Origin of the sequence: Rhodosalinus sp. K401 (assembly GCF_041365735.1) — a bacterium.
Classification (GTDB): domain Bacteria; phylum Pseudomonadota; class Alphaproteobacteria; order Rhodobacterales; family Rhodobacteraceae; genus Rhodosalinus.
In genome coordinates this window covers 82,949-101,743 of sequence record NZ_JBGFSI010000007.1, presented here as the reverse complement: position 1 = coordinate 101,743, position 18,795 = coordinate 82,949, and the positions used below count along the sequence as shown (strand labels likewise).

The 18,795-nt window shown below is 69.1% G+C and carries 20 protein-coding genes and 1 tRNA gene; 6 read left to right on the top strand and 15 right to left on the bottom strand.

Going from position 1 to position 18,795, the window contains the following annotated elements; translation table 11 throughout:
* The first annotated feature begins 368 nt into the window (after window positions 1-368).
* The 3 genes from AB6A66_RS09960 (at window position 369) to AB6A66_RS09950 (ending at window position 3,467) form a co-directional block, all read left to right on the top strand.
* On the top strand, window positions 369-950 hold the full coding sequence (locus tag AB6A66_RS09960; protein ID WP_371036823.1) for a hypothetical protein: 582 nt from the start codon (window positions 369-371) through the stop codon (window positions 948-950).
* A 128-nt stretch (window positions 951-1,078) separates the two neighbouring features.
* The gene (locus tag AB6A66_RS09955; protein WP_371055750.1) at window positions 1,079-1,756 is read left to right on the top strand and encodes a hypothetical protein; all 678 of its coding nucleotides are present in this window, start codon (window positions 1,079-1,081) and stop codon (window positions 1,754-1,756) included.
* Between the two features lie 85 nt (window positions 1,757-1,841).
* Window positions 1,842-3,467 carry a hypothetical protein gene (locus AB6A66_RS09950; RefSeq protein WP_371055749.1) on the top strand — a complete coding sequence of 542 codons (1,626 nt, stop codon included), beginning with the start codon at window positions 1,842-1,844 and terminating at the stop codon, window positions 3,465-3,467.
* A gap of 671 nt (window positions 3,468-4,138) precedes the next feature.
* Here the strand turns inward: AB6A66_RS09950 and AB6A66_RS09945 are convergent.
* The 4 genes from AB6A66_RS09945 to uvrB all read right to left on the bottom strand — a co-directional run bounded on the left by AB6A66_RS09945 (window position 4,139) and on the right by uvrB (window position 8,875).
* Window positions 4,139-4,924 carry a DUF6782 family putative metallopeptidase gene (locus tag AB6A66_RS09945; RefSeq protein WP_371055748.1) on the bottom strand — a complete coding sequence of 262 codons (786 nt, stop codon included), beginning with the start codon at window positions 4,922-4,924 and terminating at the stop codon, window positions 4,139-4,141.
* A 67-nt stretch (window positions 4,925-4,991) separates the two neighbouring features.
* A complete protein-coding gene (locus tag AB6A66_RS09940; protein ID WP_371055747.1) occupies window positions 4,992-5,420 on the bottom strand; it encodes a hypothetical protein in 429 nt (142 codons plus the stop codon).
* 346 nt (window positions 5,421-5,766) lie between these two features.
* Window positions 5,767-6,615 (bottom strand): serine protease, encoded by an 849-nt coding sequence (locus AB6A66_RS09935; protein WP_371055746.1) that lies wholly within the window; start codon window positions 6,613-6,615, stop codon window positions 5,767-5,769.
* Window positions 6,616-6,661: 46 nt separating this feature from the next.
* Entirely contained in the window at window positions 6,662-8,875 is a 2,214-nt protein-coding gene (gene uvrB, locus AB6A66_RS09930; RefSeq protein WP_371055745.1) for an excinuclease ABC subunit UvrB, read from the bottom strand.
* Between the two features lie 276 nt (window positions 8,876-9,151).
* On the opposite strand from uvrB, the gene AB6A66_RS09925 reads away from it, so the two are divergent.
* Window positions 9,152-9,463, top strand: coding sequence for an ETC complex I subunit (locus AB6A66_RS09925; RefSeq protein WP_371039218.1), 312 nt, complete (start codon window positions 9,152-9,154; stop codon window positions 9,461-9,463).
* Between the two features lie 43 nt (window positions 9,464-9,506).
* Window positions 9,507-9,583: transfer RNA gene (locus tag AB6A66_RS09920), tRNA-Arg, on the top strand.
* Between the two features lie 7 nt (window positions 9,584-9,590).
* On the opposite strand, the gene xerC is transcribed toward AB6A66_RS09920, so the two are convergent.
* The 9 genes from xerC to AB6A66_RS09875 are packed head-to-tail and all read right to left on the bottom strand — an operon-like array spanning window position 9,591 to window position 15,718.
* Window positions 9,591-10,697 (bottom strand): tyrosine recombinase XerC, encoded by a 1,107-nt coding sequence (gene xerC, locus AB6A66_RS09915; protein WP_371055744.1) that lies wholly within the window; start codon window positions 10,695-10,697, stop codon window positions 9,591-9,593.
* Complete coding sequence (locus AB6A66_RS09910) at window positions 10,694-10,870, bottom strand: hypothetical protein (RefSeq protein ID WP_371055743.1); 177 nt, start codon at window positions 10,868-10,870, stop codon at window positions 10,694-10,696. The genes xerC and AB6A66_RS09910 overlap by 4 nt, the downstream gene beginning before the upstream one ends.
* 1 nt (window position 10,871) lies before the next feature.
* Window positions 10,872-11,114, bottom strand: coding sequence for a hypothetical protein (locus AB6A66_RS09905; RefSeq protein WP_371055742.1), 243 nt, complete (start codon window positions 11,112-11,114; stop codon window positions 10,872-10,874).
* Between the two features lie 21 nt (window positions 11,115-11,135).
* On the bottom strand, window positions 11,136-11,456 hold the full coding sequence (locus AB6A66_RS09900; protein WP_371055741.1) for a DUF2190 family protein: 321 nt from the start codon (window positions 11,454-11,456) through the stop codon (window positions 11,136-11,138).
* 3 nt (window positions 11,457-11,459) lie between these two features.
* On the bottom strand, window positions 11,460-11,666 hold the full coding sequence (locus tag AB6A66_RS09895) for a phage head-tail joining protein (protein ID WP_371055740.1): 207 nt from the start codon (window positions 11,664-11,666) through the stop codon (window positions 11,460-11,462).
* The gene (locus AB6A66_RS09890) at window positions 11,666-13,432 is read right to left on the bottom strand and encodes a prohead protease/major capsid protein fusion protein (RefSeq protein WP_371055739.1); all 1,767 of its coding nucleotides are present in this window, start codon (window positions 13,430-13,432) and stop codon (window positions 11,666-11,668) included. Before AB6A66_RS09890 ends, AB6A66_RS09895 begins: the two co-directional genes overlap by 1 nt.
* The gene (locus AB6A66_RS09885; protein ID WP_371055738.1) at window positions 13,429-14,763 is read right to left on the bottom strand and encodes a phage portal protein; all 1,335 of its coding nucleotides are present in this window, start codon (window positions 14,761-14,763) and stop codon (window positions 13,429-13,431) included. Before AB6A66_RS09885 ends, AB6A66_RS09890 begins: the two co-directional genes overlap by 4 nt.
* On the bottom strand, window positions 14,760-15,260 hold the full coding sequence (locus tag AB6A66_RS09880) for a hypothetical protein (RefSeq protein WP_371055737.1): 501 nt from the start codon (window positions 15,258-15,260) through the stop codon (window positions 14,760-14,762). Before AB6A66_RS09880 ends, AB6A66_RS09885 begins: the two co-directional genes overlap by 4 nt.
* A gap of 32 nt (window positions 15,261-15,292) precedes the next feature.
* Entirely contained in the window at window positions 15,293-15,718 is a 426-nt protein-coding gene (locus AB6A66_RS09875) for a hypothetical protein (protein ID WP_371055736.1), read from the bottom strand.
* Between the two features lie 72 nt (window positions 15,719-15,790).
* Between AB6A66_RS09875 and AB6A66_RS09870 the strand changes: the two genes are divergently transcribed.
* The gene (locus tag AB6A66_RS09870) at window positions 15,791-16,024 is read left to right on the top strand and encodes a multiprotein-bridging factor 1 family protein (RefSeq protein WP_371055735.1); all 234 of its coding nucleotides are present in this window, start codon (window positions 15,791-15,793) and stop codon (window positions 16,022-16,024) included.
* 377 nt (window positions 16,025-16,401) lie between these two features.
* Here the strand turns inward: AB6A66_RS09870 and AB6A66_RS09865 are convergent, their stop codons facing one another.
* Both AB6A66_RS09865 and AB6A66_RS09860 read right to left on the bottom strand, forming a co-directional pair.
* Window positions 16,402-18,180, bottom strand: coding sequence for a phage terminase large subunit family protein (locus AB6A66_RS09865; protein WP_371055734.1), 1,779 nt, complete (start codon window positions 18,178-18,180; stop codon window positions 16,402-16,404).
* A complete protein-coding gene (locus AB6A66_RS09860) occupies window positions 18,170-18,694 on the bottom strand; it encodes a DNA packaging protein (protein ID WP_371055733.1) in 525 nt (174 codons plus the stop codon). Before AB6A66_RS09860 ends, AB6A66_RS09865 begins: the two co-directional genes overlap by 11 nt.
* Between the last annotated feature and the right edge of the window lie 101 nt (window positions 18,695-18,795).

Genomic DNA, 18,795 nt, shown 5'->3' with positions numbered 1-18,795 from the left:
GTATCGGGGCCGGGCCTCTTGCGGCGGGAGCCATCGCGAGGAGGGTGCTGCGCCGCCGCGCCCATGCCGGAGGTTCACGGCGAAGCGCCCCATTGATCGGAACGGGGCGGCCGCCGGGACGAGGCGCAACCTTAAAGAGATTTAATAATTAATTAACATCTATTGCGCGATATTTGAATTGTATCAATGGTATAGGCGGTGCCGCAGGGCAGGGCGCGCGCATTGTCGCCTTCTCGGCCTCAATTCGGCCCCGGGCCGCTCAATTTTTCGACAATCTCTCTCATTAACCCTCTGAGGGCCCGGGCCGCGACCCGAAGTCCCGCGGCGCGACCCTTTTTGAGCATTGCCTCGAACACTGGAGGACAGACATGAAGAAACTTGCAGCCACGGCGAGCGCCCTCGCCCTTCTCGGCACGGGCGCCTACGCCCAGTCCACCGACACAGTCACGCTGAATGCGACGGTCGGCGACTACATCGCGATCACCGACAGCCAGGGGTCGACCATCGGCGACCTGAACATCGCGACCGGCTCGGGCGATGGCGCGAACAACAACGTGAACAACAACGGCGCAGGCGACGAAAAGGCCACCTTCACCGTCACGGCCAACGTGGACTACGACATCGCGCTCGCCTGGGAGACCTGGATTGACGCCGGTGTCGGCGATCCGACGCCGGGATACGCGCAGGCCAACTACTACAACTCGGTCGCCGGCTGCTCCATCGGCGGTGCCGTCCATTTCGACGAGACGCCCGGACAAGACGGCACCGGTGTGAGCTACCCTTCGGGCGGGGCCAATCCGTGGACCGTGGGCACGGCCTACGCGCCCGGCATGGACGTCGTTTACGGCATCGGCACCTCAGCCTCTCCGGACATCACGGACTGCACGAACGACGTCGCTGCGCCCGGCACCTACTCGCTCGACGTCGCCATCACGGTTTCGGCCTCCTGACCGCCACCGACGACCTGTGTGGAGGGGCCCCGTTCTGCCTCTCCGCCATCGCTTCACAGCCGCGCGGCCCGCACCCGGGCGCGCGGCTGTGTTGCCTTCGACGCCCCGCTCGGATTAGCTGACCGCGCATGACGAGACCCTTTCGCACCCTAATTCCGCTTCTTCTCGCCGCCGGCCTCGCCGTGCCCGCCGTGGCGCAGCAGGGCGGGCAGGTGGTGCCGCGGCCGGGCGGGCGGGATGCGCTGCTGGTGCAGGTGCTCGACCGGCAGGTGGACTACGTCGTGGCCGATCTGCTGGGTGCGCCGGGCTTCGAGACCACCGAAGACACGGCGCGGTTCCGCGTGCTGTCCACCGTGCCCTACACCGTCACGATCGGCTTTCCGACATGGCAGCCGGCCCCGCCCGCGCCCGCGAACTACCGCCAGCCGGCCTTTTCGGACGGCGCCCACCGGATCGGCGGGCGGGTCTACCTCGACCGCGACCGCGCGGGGGGTGGCAGGGGCCGGCCGGACTGGCTCGGCCCGCCGGGGCGCCCGGACTGGCTGGGCGAGACCGGCCCGCCCGACTGGCTGGACGATCCCGGCCGTCCGGGACGCCCCGGCCGCCCGGGGGGCGGCGGCAATGGTGGCGGGGAGGCCCGCATCTACCAGGACGCCGATGGCCGGCTCGCCGCCCTGGGCGCGCGCGGCGCCGCGCTCTGGGGCGTCGGGGCCGATCTGGGCCCGCGCTTCACCGACAATCCCACCGGGCTGCCCGCGCCCGGCATCTACAGCCTGGAGGTGGAGATCACGCTTCAGCCGCGCTGAGCGTTGAAAACCGCCGCGGCCTGTCGTAGCGAATGCGTGGCCGCACCGACCCGCGGCGCGACATCCCAGCGAAAGGGCCGTCCCCGTGCGCGCAGCCTTGCTTGTCCTCCTCGCCCTTCTGACCCTCGGCGCGATGGCGCCCGGCGCCGCGGCGCAGGGCTTCCAGGTGCGCCCGCTCACCGTGGAAGGCGAGGTGCCGCCCGGCACCACCGTGGACATTCCCATCGAGATCACCGGAACCTCGCAGCTCGAGGGGCGGCTTCTGGAGGTGGACGTGGTCCAGCTGGCCCAGACGCCCGATGGCGCCTTCACCATCGTGCCCTACGAGGAGGGCGGCCAGGTGCTGCCGCGCTCGGCCGCGCCGTGGATCACCGCGCCCTCCGAGGTGCAGGTGGACGCGCGCCAGACGACGATCCTCGAGGTTCTGATGCGCGTGCCCGCTTCCGCGCAGGGCAGCCATGTCGCCGGCCTTCTGCTGACGGCGCGCCCGCCCGAGGATGCCGAGGGGCTGCGCCTGACCCTGCGCCTTCTGGTTCCGATCATTCTCGGCACGGAGGGGCGTCCCGCCCGGCAGGACGTGCGCCTTGCCGATGCGACGCTGTCCTACCGCTTGCCGGACGTCACGGGCGCAGAGGACGCCGCCGCCGCGCCGTTTCCCGAGACGACGGTGGTGACCGCGCGGGTGGAGAACCGCGGCGGCACCTACTCCCGCTTCGGCGGCGACATCTGGGTGGACTACAAGGATGCCAGCGATACCTGGCGGCAGATCCGCCGCGTGCCCATCGAGGAGCGGCGCCTTCTTCCCGAAACGACGCTCATGGTGCCGGTGGACCTCGGGCGGCTTCTGCCCGCGGGCGACTACCGCGTGCGCGGAGAGCTTTACGTGGACGGGCGGCGCACGGTGCCCCTGCGCCGCGAGATCGCCTTCGAGGGGCATCCCGACATCAAGGACCTGGTGACCGATATCGAACTCGGGCTCAGCCCCGAGGTGTTCGAGTACGACTACCGCGCCGGCGCGCGGCGCACCGGCAGCGTCACGGTCGAGAACCCCTCGATCGATCCCGTCGACGTGACGGTGGAGGTCGCGCTGCCCGAAGGGATGGGCGGGCGCGCGAGCGCCGAGCTGCGCGGAGAGGACCTGTCGGCGGCCGGCTGGATCGACGTGGCGCCCGCGCGGTTCACCCTGCGGCCGGGCCAGTCGCGGAACCTGCGGCTGCTCGCGCGGTTTCCCGGCACCGACGCGGCGCACCAGAACTACTACGCCGAACTCCGGCTCGACGCGCGCTACGGCGACGGTCAGCGCGCGGGGTCGGCCACCGCCCTCGTCGAGGTGACGCGCCCCGAGGGCGAGGACGTGGCCCGTGCCGAGCTCGAGCCCTTGCGCGTCTCCAGCCTCGAGGAAGCGGGCCACTACGCGCTCGCGCTGCGGGCGGTCAACACGGGCAACGTTCTTCTGCGCCCCGAGGCGCGCTACAGCCTTCTTGCCGCCGACGGCGCGGAGCTGCGCCGGGGAGATCTCGCCAGCGAGGCGGCCGGGCCGCTGATGCCGCTCGCGGCCCGGAGTTTCGGCGCCACGCTCGACCTTTCGGAGTTGCCCGAGGGGGAGTACGTGCTCCTGACCATTCTGCGCGACAGCGGGCGGGAGGTCGGCGAGGTGACCCAACGCCTGTCCCGTAGCGCGGAAGGCGTCGCGGTGGAGACGGTGCGCTGACGCCGATGTCGCCGTCCGTACCCTGTTAACGGATCCCCTGCACACTGTCGCCGCGCACCGGCCTTGCGCGCCGGCCGCGTGAAAGTGACGAGTGATTCGACAAACGCTGGCGCCGCCGGGCGCGGTTATGTTAGTGTTCTCACTACATATAGGTGAGGCCATAAAATGTTGAGCAGCTACCGCCTCCTCGCCCTAGCGATAGGCTTCCTCGCCGCGCCGCTCGCCGCCGCGGCAGAAATCNTGTTGAGCAGCTACCGCCTCCTCGCCCTAGCGATAGGCTTCCTCGCCGCGCCGCTCGCCGCCGCGGCAGAAATCGACAGTTCGGTGTCGGGCACCTGGGCGCTTGAACGCGACATACCCGAGAACGCGTATGTGCTGGCCGGACGCGGGGCGCTCGGCAACTACCTCATCTGCTTCGATGCCGGGAATGTGGGCCGCGTCGTCGTCGCGGTGGGCGGCGAGCGAAGCGTGCTTGCCCGCGGCTCCTGCACGCTTTTCGCGCCGACGGCCGAGAACGGGATCGTGGTGAACTTCGACGACGAGGCGGAAAGCGGGGTGGCGCTCGGCACGTTCCGGATGATCCTGCAGGTCGACGACACCGACGACTGATCCCCGCGCCGGGTCACCGGCGCGGGACATGGCCGGGTCCCTAGGGGGCGCGGCCGGCGCGCTCATTCGCCGGCGGGCGGCGTGCAGGGGTAGGCGCGCCCGTCGGGCAGCGTGCAAAGCGCCGACAGGAAGCCCTGCGGAAGCGCCCCGTAGCTGGGCAGGGCGTGGCTGCGCTCCTGACGGTCGAGATAGTCGGCGCAGGCCGCGATCCGGTAGGTCTCCCGCCGCCAGTCCGAGACGTACCACTGCGCGAAGGCGCGCGCGGCGGCACGGACCGGATCGCCCGTTTCGGCCATCGCACCGGCGAAGGCGGCGGCGATGTCCTGCTGCCCCGGCCAGGCGGCAAGCGCGTCCCAGACGGCGGGCGCGCCCTCGGCGCGGAGCGCCCAGGCGACGTGGAGCGTGACGGCCGTGGCGTCCGCCTCGAGGGCGAGTGTGGCACGCGCGGTTTCGCCCATCGACAGCGCCGGACCCGGGCAGGCGCCGGTGCGCGCCTGGTGCAAGTGGCGCAGCTCGTGGATCAGCACCGCCTGCCGCATGGGCGGGGCGAGGGCGGCGCGCAGGACGATGCGGTTCTCCTCCACCCCGAGATAGCCCTGCGCGTCGAGAAGCGCGTCCACAAGGCAGATCTCGGGGGCGCCCTCGGCCAGCGCGCGCTCGAGGCTCTCGAACCGGGCGAGGGCGGGGCGGAGGCTGTCCACGAGATCCGCGACCTCCTGCTCGCGCGCCGTCACCGGCGCGTCGTGGGGTGCGGCGAGGCATTGCCCGCCGAAGCCGTCAGGCTGGGCGAACACGGGGAGCGCCCAGAGGCTGGCGGCCACCAGCACCGCGAGGCTTCGTTTCCGCATGGTCACTCTCCCGCCGCGTGAGGGAAGCCTAGCGGGATCGGCGGGAATGTCACGAGGGGCAGGGCGCTCAGGCGACGGGCGCGGCGACGCAGGCGCGGAACCGTTCGACCGGCTCCGCCGCGCCGTCGAGCGGGAACGCCACCGCCGTGTCGCCGAGACGCGCGGTGGCGGTGTCGTTGAACTGAAGCCCGTCGAGGACATTGCCGAAGCCGCGATCGGTGACGGTGAGCGCGCGGCCCGCCTCGCCCAGGCCGTGGCGCGTGGTGGAGATCGTGAGGCCGCGGGGCCCCTCGAAGCGGATGGCGAAGACCGGCCCCCCGGGCCAGGGTTCGCCCGCCCGGGTGATGGTGATGGCGTATTCCGGGATGGCGGGATCATGGGTCACGACCACCGCCGCCTCCTCCGTCGAGTGGGAGAGGGTGCAGAGCGGATCGGCCGAGAACTCCCAGGCATGGAGCGGGCCGGCGAGGAGGCAGAGAGCGAGGGCGAGGCGCATGGGGCGGAGATAGGACGGGCGCGCGCCCCGGCCACAGGGGGATGCCCGCACAGGGTGCGCGGTGGCAGGCGCCCTTGGTGGGTAACCGGATGAAGACATGCCGCGATCCGGTGCGGCGCGGGCGGGCCGTGCCCGACCTGGAGGGCGCATCGCGGCGCTGCTGTCACGCACGCCCCCCCGAAGCCCCCACGCCGCCCGTGCGGGAGGCGGCATTGCCAATGCGCCCTCCGGGGGGAGGTCGGGCGCTGCCCGGCTGCGCCGGGCATGTAGGGCGCGCGGCGTGACGCACCGTTGCGTTGCTGGAGCGGCGGGGTGCTTGGCGGGCACGCGCGCTGCGGTTGCTTGGTTAACCGCAATGCGGATTTTCTGCGCGTCTAGGGGATTTGAGAAGCTCAAGAACCAAACTGAAATCGTGAACACGCCCAAGCTCGAGATCTTTTGCGCCAGGCGCTTCGAGGGGAGTTGCGGGCGCCACATATCTACCACAATAAACGCCAATGATTTTGTTTGCCTCGTTTTTCATTACGATATCTCGTGTTGTATTCATGTAGCTACCGAAAGCTCGCTGGATAACCAAAGACCCCGACATGCCAGGCCTAGAAGAAGTGTCAACAAAAAAGAATGGATCCTTCGCACGACTGCGAGCAACACTTGGCTCAGAAGCAACGCTTGCGCGCTTCCAAATGGCGAGCTGGTAAACGTCAATCCTGAATGGGAACCCCAGAACAAAAAGATCCATCCCGAGGTCCAGAGACATGTCAGTGCTGTATGTAGTGTCGTCAGCAACGCTGCTATTTGCATAATATATGTCTGCCCATTCTGGCCTTTCAATAAACAAAGCCGCAAGGTCTATGCCGCGATCGAGCGCTTCGTGCTCAAACCATTGAGGCTCGCGCGCACAGTACAACTCAATGTCAAGAGGCGCAAAGAGACCAAGCTTGAAAACCCCTTTCTTCCGCAGAAATACCTTGATTTTGGTGGGGGCCTTCCAGGGAGAACCCGTCAAATAATTCCCAGTGACTTCATCTCTGCCAGTAAAGCAGTGTCTGCACGTCACAAAAGCAGTTTTGTCACTCTGATCGACCCGAGATAGCAATATAAAGAAGCCTGTTCCGTGACCAATTTGCTCTTCTTCGCAGAAAATCTCATAGTAAACAGCCTTCAGAGACCACTCGTCAATTCCCGCTTCTGGCATTGCTTGGCGTGTCCTTGTTCCTTGTCCGTTGCAACACGTTGTCTGTCTACCGCCCCCGCCGCTTCACATTCCCCCCACGCTGCCCCGCACGTCCCCCTGTGGAGCGGCCTCTTGTTCCCGCGGCATCCTCGCTCGCCTTCTCCACGGCCTGCTGGCGGGCCAGCGGGTCGTCGTGGACGGCGAGGTCCACCGCTTCCAGCCGCTTGACCTCGTCGCGCAGGCGCGCGGCTTCCTCGAACTCGAGGTTCTCGGCCGCCTTGCGCATGTCCTCGCGCAGCCCGTCGAGATGGGCCTGGAGGTTCGCGCCCGCCATCGGCTTTTCCACGGTCGCCGTGACCCGGTTCATGTCCACGTCGCCCTGGTAGAGGCCGGCGAGGATGTCCTCCACATTCTTCTTCACCGTGGCGGGGGTGATGCCGTGTTCCTCGTTGTAGGCGATCTGCTTGGCGCGGCGGCGCTCGGTCTCGGCCATGGCGCGCTCCATGCTGCCGGTCACGCGGTCGGCATACATGATGACGCGCCCGTCGACGTTGCGCGCCGCGCGCCCGACGGTCTGGATGAGCGAGGTCTCCGAGCGCAGAAAGCCCTCCTTGTCGGCGTCGAGGATCGCCACCAGCCCGCATTCGGGGATGTCGAGGCCCTCGCGCAGCAGGTTGATGCCAACAAGGACATCAAACGCCCCGAGCCGCAGGTCGCGCAGGATCTCGATCCGCTCGATCGTGTCGATGTCGGAATGCATGTAGCGCACGCGGATGCCCTGCTCGTGCAGGTATTCGGTGAGGTCCTCGGCCATGCGCTTGGTGAGCGTGGTGCAGAGCGTCCGGTAGCCCTTCGCCGCCACCTTGCGCACCTCGTCCAGAAGATCGTCCACCTGCATCTCGACAGGGCGGATCTCGATCTGCGGGTCCAGAAGGCCGGTGGGCCGGATCACCTGTTCGGTGAAGATGCCGCCGGTCTGCTCCAGCTCCCACGGCCCGGGCGTGGCGCTCACGAAGACCGACTGGGGGCGCATGGCGTCCCATTCCTCGAACTTGAGCGGGCGGTTGTCCATGCAGGAGGGCAGGCGGAAGCCGTGTTCGGCGAGCGTGAACTTGCGCCGATAGTCGCCGCGATACATGCCCCCGATCTGCGGCACGGAGACGTGGCTTTCGTCGGCGAAGACGATGGCGTTGTCGGGGATGAACTCGAAGAGGGTGGGGGGCGGCTCGCCGGGCGCGCGCCCGGTCAGGTAGCGTGAGTAGTTCTCGATCCCGTTGCACACGCCCGTGGCCTCCAGCATCTCGAGATCGAAATTGGTGCGCTGCTCGAGCCGCTGCGCCTCCAGCAGCTTGCCATCGTTCACCAGCTGGTCGAGCCGCTGGCGCAACTCCTTGCGGATGCTCTGGATCGCCTGCTGAAGCGTGGGCTTCGGGGTGACGTAGTGCGAGTTGGCATAGATCCGCACCCGCTCGAAGCTGCCCGTGCGCGCGCCGGTCAGGGGGTCGAACTCGGTGATGCCTTCGAGCTCCTCGCCGAAGAAGGACAGCCGCCAGGCCCGGTCCTCCAGGTGCGCGGGCCAGACTTCCAGGACGTCGCCGCGCACCCGGAACGCGCCGCGCTGGAAGGCCTGATCGTTGCGGCGGTACTGCTGCGCGACGAGGTCCGCGATCACGGCGCGCTGATCGTAGCTTTCGCCGGCTTGCAGATCCTGGGTCATCGCGCCGTAGGTCTCGACCGAGCCGATGCCGTAGATGCAGGACACCGAGGCGATGATGATGACATCGTCGCGTTCCAGAAGCGCCCGGGTGGCCGAGTGGCGCATCCGGTCGATCTGTTCGTTGATCTGGCTTTCCTTCTCGATATAGGTGTCCGAGCGGGGCACATAGGCCTCGGGCTGGTAGTAATCGTAGTAGCTGACGAAATACTCTACCGCGTTGTCCGGGAAGAAGCCCTTGAATTCTCCGTAAAGCTGGGCGGCCAGCGTCTTGTTGGGCGCGAGGATGATCGCCGGGCGCTGGGTGCGTTCGATCACCTTGGCCATGGTGAAGGTCTTGCCCGTGCCCGTGGCGCCAAGCAGCACCTGGTCGCGCTCGCCCGACAACACGCCTTCGCTGAGTTCGGCGATGGCGGTGGGCTGGTCGCCCGCGGCCGCGAAGTCTGACTTCATCTCGAACGGCCTGCCGCCCTCGAGCTTCGGGCGCGCGCGCACGTCGGCCGCCGCGGCGTGCAGGATCGTGGCGGAGTTTTCGGGCGGGGACTTGTCGGAATGGGCGTAGGGCATGAGGCGTCTCCTTCCCCTTCAAGATCGCGCTTCCCCGCCCGGGTTCAACCCCGGCGGACGATCGCGCCGCCCGCCGATTGTGATTGCGAAAAGAGGCATTCGTGACATATCATTTAACGGCAAGCAGCGCCTTGGCCTTTCGGCCGATCGCACATACCCACCCCTCGCTCCCCGCGAAAGTCCGGATGGTCAAGGTCTGCCTGCACCGCGGTCCGCGAGGGATCTTGTCGCCGGCTGCGGCATCCTTCATAACCGTCGCAAGACACGGAGGAAGTCATGCGCGCGCGCATCTACAAACCGTCCCGATCCGCGACCTCGTCTGGCACCGCGAAGACCCGGCAATGGGTGCTCGAATACGCGCCGGCGAGCCCGCGGGAGATCGATCCGCTGATGGGCTGGACCTCCTCGGCAGACATGGAATCGCAAGTCCGTCTGCGCTTTCCCACCAAGAAAGCCGCGCTGGCCTACGCCCGCGAACACGGGATCGAGGCGATCGTGTTCGAGCCCCACAAGCGCCGCACCAACATCCGCGCGCGCGGCTACGGCGAGAATTTCGCGACCGACCGGCGCGGCTCCTGGACGCACTGACGCGCTTGCGCATTTCCGCCTGATGACCGAAAACGGCGCGAGCGGTCCCGTAGCTCAACTGGATAGAGCAGCCGACTTCTAATCGGCAGGCTGAGGGTTCGAGTCCTTCCGGGATCGCCAACCGCTCTCATTTTTCCTTACCTTTCATTGGCTTACGGGACGATTTGGCGAACCTTTGGGCAAGGTTCACCACGTTCTGTTCGCCGTTCGGTCTTGCAATAAGCTTCTCGAAGGCGGCGTCCGCGAGTCCGTCGCGGTCCGCCTCGGCCGTGTAGCGTTGCACCTCGGCAAGCGTCTTGTGGCCCGTCACCGCGCCGATCTCGTGAGCCGACGCTCCGGCCTCGGCCAGGCGGCGGGCACATGCCTTCCGGAGACCGTGCGCGCTGCACAACGGCAGGTCCGCCGCATCGCACCATTCCCGCATCAGGTTGCCGAGGCCGCGCGGTGATCGGGACGCACCGCGGGCGGTTTCCAGGAAGGTGAGCGCGTGCCTTGGGCAGGTCTCGAGCGCCTCGGCCAAGTCGGGATGCACCGGGATCGAGACGGCCGAGCCTGTCTTACTGCGGCGATACTCGATCCGGTCGCCCTTCAAGTTCTGCCAGCCGAGCGCCACGACATCGACGCGCGCTGCGCCGGTGTAAAGCATGAGGGTGACCGCGCGATGGGCAAGCGTGCCCGCCTGGTGAACCTCGAAGAACCGGGCGATCTCGCCTTCCTGCCAGGTGTGGTGTCCGGTGCTTTCCAGCCTGTAAGGCTTCGTTCTCCGCGCCGGGTTGTCTGCGCGCCACTCGAGCTCGACGGCATGGTCGAGCACCTGGATCAGCCGCTTGCGGAGGTTGTTCGCCGCGGCCGGTGTGTCGGCCTTCGCGGCGAGGATGTTCTGAACGTGCCGCCGCGCCATGAGACGCACGGGCTTTTCGCCGTGCGCCTCCCGGACCGGCTCGATGATCCGGCGGTAGTTGTGTTGCGTGGAGGCGGCCAGCGCGCGAAACCCGGGCGTCTGATACCAGCTTGCGACCAGTGCGGAGAAGCTGCCGGGCACGGTGCGCGCGGCGCCGACAAGGCCGCGGGTGCGGTAGCCTTCGAGCGCCGCCTCGTAGCGTCGGATGAACTCGTCCGAGCCATAGTCAGTGCCAAGCTCGGCCGAGAAGCCGCCTTTGCGGAAACGCCAGCGGCGGCGGCCATGGCGATCCGTGTAGGGCGTTGCGTATGGAAACTGCCGCCGCTTCTTCATGCGACGTCATCCCAAGGATTGACGGAGTTCTCCGTCGCGGCATCGTGGGTGTAGATGATCACCTTGCCGTCGCGCCCGATCTCCGTCCGCCCCACCGGGATCCCCGCATCGCGGTAGGCGCGGAGATATCTGGTCAGCTCGGCCTGGGTAATTGGTGCGCGGCGGGCCGCCATGCTACGCCCTCCCGCCGGGCTTTGCGGCGTGGAGCTCGCCCTCCGCGCTCAGGTAGTTGAACAGGGCGGAGCCGGTCATGCCCATCGTTGTCCCGATGCCGAATCGGTGGATGTGATCGGCCAGGACCGCGACGAGAAAGCCGTGCGCGAGCGCCGTCCGCTGGTCGGACGGCGCATCGTCGTAGGCGCGTTCCAGCGCGGCCTCGGCGACGAAAGCCATTTCACGGAGCGTCTTCTCGTCCATAACGGGTTCTTCCACGGCCGATCAGCCGATCTTGACGCGGACGCTGCTCGCCGCGGCGAGAGCGCCCGCCACAGCCACGCCGAGCGCCGTGTTGTCCGTCGCGGTCGTCGTGACGACGCCAGGATCCGCATCCCAGTAGACGGCATCGCCGAGGGTGATCTCGAGAGCGGCCTCCTTGGGGAGGTCGAAGACGCCCGCGGTTGCGATGGCGACGTCTGCGCCGCTCTCGGCGTCGGTTGCGGCGATGCCGACGAGGCCGCCCGCGATCACCACCGCGCCGGAGGTGACCGCCGCCGGGGCGGGAATGGTGAGCGTGTCGCCCGTCTGAATGAAGTTCTTCATGGCTCAGAGTCCCTTGCTCGTGTTGAAGGCAACCGTCGCGCGGCGCTGCTGCGCGGCGGCGATGCGTCGGTCCAGATCGGCGATGGCCGCGGCGATCTCCGTGTCCGACCGGAAGGTCACGCTCAGCCCCTCCACCTCGTAAGAGCGGTGGGGCTGAGCGCGGGCCGAGAGCAGCCGGTCACGCTGCGCGATGAGCTCCTCGAGCGTCATCAGCCGACCCGGTACCAGCCGCGGTAGTCGATCCAGCCGGCCCCGAAATCGAGCCGCACCTTCATCTGCACGCCGTCCACCTCGAAGCCCGTCCGGGTCTCGATCTGCGGGCCGGGCGCACCCTCGAGATAGGCGTACTCGATCCCGTCGACCCGCGCCGCATCGGCAACGATGTACCACTGCGTGACGGAGGCGAGCCGCGGCTCCACGATCAGGCGCAGCCGGGAGAAGGGGTTGGCCTCGTCGGTCGTGGTGGCCTGCACCTCCGAGAGCGCGCGCTCCATCTCCGTCTCAAGGTCGGGCGGGACCAGGACGAAGGCCGGGGTCACGTCGATGAGCTGGCCGGAGAGGCCGGTCTGTTTCCGCATGGCGAGGCGCCCGGCGGCGAGGTCGGCGGCAATGGTGCCGGCGGACGACGCCTGGTTGCCGTGGGCCGCGCTGTCGAAAACCGCCACCCCGTCGCTCATCGTCGGGTTATCGGCGACGAGGGAGGCGATCTGCGCGGCCTCGAAGGATCGCGCGGCCGTGCCCATCATGGCCGGGATCCGCGTGAAGGCGCCCAGGTCGTCGTTGACGAGCGCCTGCCGCGAGATGGAGAAGATCTTGCCGTAGGTCTTCGCGCGGTAGCTTTCCGCCGACTCGTCGATGGTCCCGTGGCGGAACTCGCCGTTTTCGGCCACCTCCTCAAGGGCAGGGCCTTCGCCGAGCTGCACGGCGCGCTTCTCGCGGAAGTCGCGCGCCGTGGTCTGCCGCGCCAGCTCGAGCGCACCGGCCGGCGCGGCGTCGTAGGCCCGGCGCAGCTCACGGTTGGTCGCCTCGCCCAGGATCAGCGGGAAGTCGGAGGTCGAGTGCATCGCCCGCGTGATGATCGCGTCGGCGGAGAGCCCGGTCGCCCGGTCGCCGCGCATGTGCAGGCATTCCCGCGCAACCTCGCGAAAGCTCATCCCCGCCCAGGCGCGGGCGGGCTCGGAGAGCTCGTGGTCCGGGTGCGCGCGGGCGTAGAGCGCCTCCCCGGCGCGCTCGGCGACGAGCGCCGGGTCCGTGTGATCGAAGGTCACGCGCGCCCGCTGCGTCCGGGTCCGCGTCTCCGCGCTGCGGGTGCGCATGGCATCGAAGGCCGCGGCGCGCGCCGCCTCCACGGTCGCCTCGGCGTCGATCTGGTCATCCGCCCAGGCGCGGGCCAGGCCCGCCGTTTCGGCGATGCTGCGAATCTCGCGGTTGATCTCTGCGCGCGCCTGCATCGTCGGCGCCTCGGCGGTCCGCTCCGCCACCTGCTCTTCGGTGTCTTCCATGACGTACTCCATGTGTCGGAAGTGAGCGCCGGGATCTGCCGGCACGGGAACGATGGACACCTCGAGCGGCGTCCACCTCGTGGCGGTGCGGATGCGGCGCTCGCCGTCGCGGCTCGTCGCCCATTCCTGCACCGTGTAGCCAATAGAGAGCCCGCGGATCGTGCCCTCGTTAATGCCCTCCAGGACGGCCTGGGCGGGTTCGTTGTTCCGGAATCGGATCTTGGCCAACACACCTTCGGGTCGAACCTCTGCGGCCTCGACAACGCCGAGCTGGTCGCGGGTCGATCCGGAGCGGTGCGCGTCCAGCACGGGCCCGCCGACCAGGCGGGACAGGTCGACGCCCGCCATGTCGAGCCTCTCGACGTAGCCCGGCCGCGCCGTTTCCGCGCCGGTCGAGACGATGGCCTCGACGGTGCGGGCCTCGAGGTCGAGCGTGGAGGGCTTCGGCGAGGCGAAGCGAAGGTGGATCGTCATGCGGCGATACCTCCCTGCCGCTCGGCGTCGCGCGCGCGCTCCGCATCGAGCTCGTCAATGTCCCGGCCGCGCGCGGCCACCACCTCTTCGCGGGACTTGAGCCCCGCCTCGAGCGCGGCCACCTCGGCCGCGACTTCCTTCTGCGGGTCCACCCACTGCCAGCCAGGCGGCACGAAGCGGACCGGGTAGTAGTCCTCCACCGGGCCGGAGAGGCGCCCGGCGAGCGCCTCGATCTCGATCCAGCGCCGCCAGAGCGGCCGCAGGACGCCGTGCTCGAGGAGCTGGCGTTGCAGCATCTCGGCGCGGCGGCGGAACTCGAGGAGCCCGACGCGCGCGGAGCTGTAGTTGGCCTCGCTCATGTCGCCGGTCAGCTGCTCGTAGGTGAGCCCGACGCCCGCCGCGATCTCGCGGTCCTGGGCGCGGAGGAAATCCACCGCCTGGGCGAGGCCGGAGCCGGGGCTCGAAAAGGTGACGTCAGCGCCGGGCGGCAGGATGCGCATGGCGCCCGGCTCGAGCGAGACGTTGAGCTTGCTGCCCTCCGTCTCGCCCTCGAAGCCCGCGGCGGTGCCGTCGAGGTCGCGGACGAAGCCGGTGAGGAGCGCGCTGGTCTTCATCTGCATGAGCAGGGCGTCTGATGCTTCGTCCCGGTCGCGGATTTTCAGGAGCACGGGAGCGAGCCACGAGACGCCGCGCACCTGGCCGGGGAAATGCCGGTCGAAGACGTGCAGCATGTCGCCCGCCGGAACGCGGACCGCGCCCGAGTAGGACGCGAAGGGCGCGCCCGGCGCTTCGCGGAGAACGTGGTAGGCGACCACCTGGTCTTCGGCGTCGAACTCGACGCCCGCCACGATCCGCGCGCCGTCGCCCAGGTCGCGGGTGAGCGCCGGGTCAACCTGGTCGGCCGGCAGGAGCTTGGGCCGGAGCCCGTCATCCGCGATGCCGAGCTGCACGAAGGCTTCGCCGTCGCGCACGAGCGCGCGGCAAAGCGGGAGCAGGAGGGCCGCGGCGATCGCCTCGAACTCGGCGTTCATCTGGCGGCGCGCCGCTTCGTCGGGATGCTGCGAGCGCGCCTGCCAGCCGCCGCCGCCCGCCAGGGCCGCCGCCCAGGCTTCCACCGACCGCGCGCCCGCCGGCGTGTTGACGGATGCCGCGGCCGCCCGCGCCTTGGCGGGGCCGCGGGCGGCCAGCGTGGCGCTCTCGGGCGCCGGCATCGTCTGCGCGCCCTGCCAGCGGCGCCCGCCGCCGCCCGCCTCGAAGGCGCGACGGCGGAGCTTGCCGAGACCGCGGCGAGAGGCGCGAAGAATCTGGCGAGGGATGCGAAGCGGGCTCATTCGATGCGCCCCACGATGCGCTGAAAGTCGGCATTCGCGCGGTTCACGATGGATCCGAAGGGCATGGCGAGAACCGGCACGCTCGGCAACCGATGAGCCACATACTCCGCGGCGTCCTCCTCGGACAGCAGGTAGCCGAACTTTTCCAGGCAAGGCTTATCCATGAGGGGAAAAGGGTTCTCGATCACGAGCGACGTCGTGCCATCGAGACGCCGCATCGGCTCGTCGCCCTCGAGCTCCTCGACCTTGGAAATGACGGTGTGCGCGAGGACCGGAGTCCAGTCCCGACTGGCGCCGACACGATCCAGAGCCGCCACGACAGAGCAGGCGATCGCCTCCCCGCGTGTGTAGAGCCTGGGGCGACCTGAGCCGCCCGGTGCGTGCGCGTAGAGAGGCAACCGGCCTGCCGCGTTCCAGTTGTTGATCGTCGTGGCCGGCAGGCCGGAAATCTCGACCAGCCGCCCGCGATTCAGGCTTGGAGTGTGCAAATCGAACATTGCTGCCTCGATACGAACTCTATGCCAAAGCTTTACGGAAAAGAGAGCCGCGAGTCAAGATTGCCACTCTGGCCGCGCGCCGCGGCGATCTCCTCGGGCGTCAGCCCGCCAGAGTCGCCGCCGAGCCCCACCCATTCGGCGTCGTGCGCCTTCTCCACCTCGGCGAGCTTCTCGCTCGCCATGTCGAGAAGCAACTCGGCGGTGGCGTGCTCAAGGGTGCCCTTCTCCCTATGTTCATCGACGAATTGCATCCAGAGCGAAGCGGTGATGAAGCAGCGCGCCTGGTGTATAAGGTAGTGCGTGTGCTCGTAGTTCGCGCGCACGTTGTCCGGTATTCGTGCGGTCATGCGCGGTGTTACCGGCTGCGCGCCAGGCTGGCGCTTTCGGCATCCCTGACCTTGCGTAGATACACCTGCCCCGCTCTCCGCGCCGTCGATATGCTTTTCGGTCTCGGTCATTGTGCTTTCCCTTCGTTGTGGTAATGATGGTTTAGCATCATAAGCCCTTTGATGGGAATACATCAATAGCCCATGATCGACGGAAGACAGATTCAGGCCGCGCGGGCGCTCCTCGGCTGGTCGCAACGCCAGCTCGCCGAGGCGGCGGAACTCTCTGTGCCTACGGTGCAGCGGGCCGAGGGCGCGGCGCGGCTGCGCGCCTCGGCGGAGGCGCACGCCGCGATCCGCGCGGCCCTTGAGGCGGCGGGCGTGGTCTTCCTCGATCCGAACGGCGGCGGGCCGGGCGTGCGGCTGGCCGCGCGCTGAGGCGCGGTCCTCGGCGGCCCACATCGCGGCGGCGCGTTCGTCCTTACTGCAATTCGCAAGTTGCGAAGAGGAAAGCCATTCTGAAAACCGCGCGTTGTCGCCCTTCGGAAACAGCGCCCGCCCCTCGTTCAGCGCCGCGCCGTAGATCAGCCCGAAAACGCCCGCCGCGCCCGTGAGGAGATACGGACCGCGGGCTCTCGGGGTTTCTGACGGGACTCGCCGAGTGAACCGGATCGCTTCGGCCTGGACTTGGGACAGCCTGGCGCGATCAGCCAAGGTGCCCGCCGCGGCCGAGGAGAGCGGTGCCCGCGGGCTCTCGGCGGCCTGACGACATGACAGCCGAGCAATCGGAAGAAGGGTTTCTGCGCCGCCGGTCATCATCGGCGGCCCATCCAGTCGGAGCTGAGGACCGCGCGCGGCCTCGGGGCCGGCGGCCCTGCGCGCGAGAGCTCCGCGCGGCGCGCGGGCCAGTCGGGGTGGATCGCCTGGCGCGCCGCGAGGGCGTAGACCAGGCAATCGAGCGCCTCGGCCGCCCGGCCGGGGATGCGCTCGAAGCTCCGGACCGGCTGGCCGCGCCGGTAGCGCACGACCGCCCGCTCGGAGGCGACCTGCTCATGCCAGACGCGGGGCAGGTCCGCCGAGAGGCGGATCGTTCGTCCGCGCGCCAGCCGCGCGAAGATATGCGTCTTCGCCGTGTCCACGCCCACGATCCAGAGCCGCTGTGCGCCGCGCTTGGTGCGCGCCGCGCGCTCGAGGAGCGGCCGGTTGCCGGGCGCGCCCTTGATCGCCAGCACCTTGCGCCGGAGCCGGGGCGCGCAGAAGGCGAGCACGGCGCCCATCGTGGTCCCGTCGCCCGCGTCCACCGCCGCGGCGTCGATTCCGATGCGCCCGCCGAGCTCGTGCGGGAAGGTGCTTCGCAGAAGCTCGTCGAGCTCCGCCCAGGTGGCCTCGTCATCCCATGAGCCCCAGATCACGCGATGGCCGAGGGCGAAGGCTTCGCCCTCCTCGGCCCATCCGACGATCGTCACCTCGAGGCGGTCGTGCTGCACGTCTATCCCTGCGGTGAGCGCCAGCGCGTCGGCCGGAACCTGGCCGAGCCCCCAGGGCTCGCCGCGCGCCTCGAGCTCGTCTTCGGCCAGCTCGTCGCCTTCGCCGCGCCAGCCCTGGCCGAGGATCGTGTTGACGAAGGTTTGAAGGCTGGTCGGGTCATCCTTGGCCGCGACGAACTCCGCCGCCAGCTTTCCCCAGCTCGCGTTGGCGTGGAGCGAAACAAGCGCGTTCATCCGGAAGCCGGCGTGGCCGGTCACCTCGGGCTGCGTCGGCCGCCATGCGCCCGCCTCGACCATCGCGGGTTTCTGGCGCTCGTCGATCTCGGAAGTGCAATGCGGGCACCGCCAGCGGGCCGTTTCCGGGCGGCCTTCGTCCCACACGATGTCCGCCCAGGCGAGCTCGGAGAAGGCGCCGCACTCGGGGCAGGGTACCTCGAAGACGCGGGCGTCCGACTGCGCCCAGGCGCGGAGGACGTGGCTCGTCTCCTCATGGACCGGGGTCGAGCCCATGACGATCTTGCGGTCCGGGAAGCTCAGCGTCCGGCGCTCGGCCAGGAGGATCGGCGAGCCCTCGGGCGTGGCCTCCATGCCGTCTGCCTCGTCGATAAAGAGAATGCGCGAGGTGTGGCGCCGGAGGTTGCGCGGGGCCCTGGCCGCGACGATCTTGAGCGATCCGCCTGGGAACCGGCGCGATAGGAGCGTGTTGCGCTCGCCTTCCTCCCGATCCTCGCCCAGGGCGTCCGCCACCACCCTCGAGGCCGCGAAGATCGGCTCGACGTCCGAGACCATGTAGTCCCGGCAGTCGGCCTCCGCGGGCAGGAGGCAGAGGATCGGCGCGGGCTCGTTGGCCACGTAGGAGGCGAGGGCGGAGGTGAGGAGCGTCGTGAAGCCGACGCGCACCGGCTTGACCAGCGTCACCCGCTCGACGAGCGGATCCCCGATGGCGTCGGCGATCTCCCGTTGGAACGGCCAGAGGCGCACCGGGCCGGGCTGGGCACTGACGCCCTCGGGAAGCTCGACGTGGCCCTCGATCCACTCCGACAAGCGCAGCCGGGGCGGCGGGATGAGCGCGCGGAGCGCGGTGCAGGTGACGGCCTCAATCTGCATCGGCGGTCGCCTCCTCCTGGTCCGCCGCCTGGCCCAGCTCGGTCAGCGCCTCGCGGAGCTCCCGGTCGATCAGCGTGACGGCCTCGGGCTCGAGCTCCACCGCCTGGCGGACCCGCGACGGAACGGCGAGGATGCGGGACCGGACCCGGCGCAGCGTGTCCGACCACCCCCGCGCAACCTCCTCGGCCGGGACCAGCTCGCCGCGGGCGACGGCGTTCTTCATCTCGACCGCCTCGGCCTGGGCACGCGCCAGCCGCGCCCGCTCGCCGGTCAGGGTCAGCGTCTCCGCCTCTCCGCCCCGGCCGCTGGCGATGCCGCGCAGGTGCTCGGCGTAGTTGCCCACCGTCTCCCGCAGATCGTAGGCATCGCGGCCCATCTTCACGGCGATACCGCGCTTGACCAGGCCGCTCAGGGCAGCGGGGCTCAGGCGCAGGAGCTCGCACAGGTCCGCGCCGCCGATCCGCGTGATCGAGCGTTCGCCGTCCAGTCCGGGCAGTTCCTGCACGAGCCTCATAAGTCCTTCACCCCGTTGCGATTTTTTGCACCGGCTGAACTCCCGCGCTCAGCCCCACCGTATACGTTTCCGCCGGGAAGGACCCGGAAGGCGCCCGGCGC